We start from the raw sequence: 2,096 nt of genomic DNA on the forward strand, positions 1-2,096 counted from the left end.
GCCAAGGAGATCAAGGGCCTGATCGACGACTCCGTCGGCAAGGTCAACGATGGCTCGGCGCTGGTACAGAAGGCCGGCGCCACCATGGGCGAAATCGTCGCCTCGGTGCAGCGCGTGACCGACATCATGGCCGAGATTTCCGCGGCTTCGCAGGAACAGTCGGCCGGCATCGAGCAGGTCAACCAGACCGTCGTGCAGATGGATGAGACCACCCAGCAGAACGCCGCGCTGGTGGAAGAAGCCACCGCCGCTGCCCGCGCCATGGAAGAACAGGCCGGTCACCTGACCGACGCGGTGTCCATCTTCAAGCTCGACGAGCAGGAGATCGCCCCGGCGCCGGTCGTGGCCGCACCGCCGCGCGCCGTGCGTGCACCGCTGGCGCAGGCCGCGGTACGTCGCCCGGCCTCGCGCCCGGTGGCCACCGAACTGGCCGACGGCGACTGGCAGGAGTTCTAAGCCCCGCCACGCACCACGCGGAAAGGCCCCGATGCATGCGCATCGGGGCCTTTTTTCTGCGCGTTCCACTGCGGCGCCGCCCGCAACCTGAATACGCTCAGTCGAGCGGACTCAATCGTGGCGACCTGCGGCCGATAACAGCATTGCCGCGACATGTCTGTCGATCAAAGACCCCTGCCCATGAATCTACTCAGCCGCTGGAACCAGTCCTTCTCCAACCTGTCCGTCAGGCGCAAGCTCAACCTGCTGACCGCACTCATCGCCGTCGGCGTGATAGCGCTGGCGATCATTGCTGCCCGCATGCAGTACCTGGACCTTGCCGAAACCCGCAAGGAAGCGCTGAAGACCCAGGTTGAACTCAGCTACGGCATCCTGGCGCACTACACCCGACTGGCCAGTTCCGGCGAGCTGACCGAAGAGGCTGCCAAGGCAGCGGCGTTGCAGGCGCTGGACGTGATGCGTGCCGACAATGACAGCGCGTACTACAACGTGCTCGGCACCGACTACACCCTGTTGATGCACCCCTTCGCGCGTGACCGCGTGGGCAAGGTGCAGAAGGACTACACCTCCAAGGACGGCGTGCCGATCTATCTGCAGCAGGTCGACATGGCCAGGACCGGGGGCGGCTACACGTATTACAAGACCACCAAGCCCGGCAATGACGCCCTGATCGAGAAGGTCACCTACGCCGGCATGTACGCCCCGTGGCAGTGGGTCATCACCAGCGGCGTGTACATGGATGACGTGCAGTCCGACGCATTGGCCTTCACGGCCGTGATGACCGCCAGTGGCGGCGCCGTGGTGTTGATCGTGCTGGGGCTGAGCTGGCTGATCGGCAATCGCATCACCCTGCCCCTGCGCCAGGCCACGCACGTGGCCGAAAGCATCGCCCGCGGCAAGCTGGACAGCCGCATCGGCGAGCAGGCGCACGACGAGCCCGGCCGCCTGCTGGAAAGCATGGCGCGCATGCAGGAACAGCTGCATGCGGTGATCAGCGGCCAGCGCGAGATGGCCCGCCGCCACGATGCCGGCAGCACCGGCTACCGCATGGACGAAACCGCCTTCCCCGGTGAGTACGGCCTGATGGTGCATGAAACCAATACCCTGGTCGGCGCACACGTGCAGACCATGGATGCGGTGCTGGCGGTGGTGCAGCGCTACGCGCAGGGCGACCTCAGCGCGGACATCGCGCGCTACCCCGGTGAGAAGGCCGCCATCACCGCCACCGTGGATGCGGTCAAGCAGAACCTGGGCAACATCAACGGCGAGATCCAGCGCCTGGCCGCGGCGGCCGCCGCCGGCGATTTCAGCCAGCGTGGCGACACCGCCCGCTTCGATCACGATTTCCGCCGGATGATCGGCCACCTCAACGCGATGATGCAGGTCAGCGATGACAACCTGGGCAAGCTCTCCCAGCTGCTCTCGGCGATCGCCGAGGGTGATCTGACCGCGCGCATGCACGGTGACTTCCAGGGCGTGTTCGCCACCATGCGCGACGATGCCAACGCCACCGTCGCGCAGCTGACCCAGATCGTCGGCCAGATCCAGGAGGCCGCCGGCAGCATCAACCTCGCCGCCGGCGAAATCGCCACCGGCAACAGCGATCTCTCGCGCCGTACCGAGCAGCAGGCCGCCAACCT

General features: G+C 66.4%; 2 protein-coding genes. Both read left to right on the plus strand.

Features of this window, described 5'->3' with window-relative positions:
- On the plus strand, window positions 1–456 hold a 456-nt coding region (locus tag HMPREF3113_RS18980), incomplete at its 5' end, for a methyl-accepting chemotaxis protein (protein ID WP_254665287.1).
- Window positions 457–636: 180 nt separating this feature from the next.
- A partial coding sequence (locus tag HMPREF3113_RS18985; RefSeq protein WP_254665291.1) for a cache domain-containing protein occupies window positions 637–2,096 on the plus strand: 1,460 nt, incomplete at its 3' end.

Origin of the sequence: Stenotrophomonas sp. HMSC10F06 (assembly GCF_001807865.1) — a bacterium.
GTDB lineage: Bacteria > Pseudomonadota > Gammaproteobacteria > Xanthomonadales > Xanthomonadaceae > Stenotrophomonas > Stenotrophomonas bentonitica_A.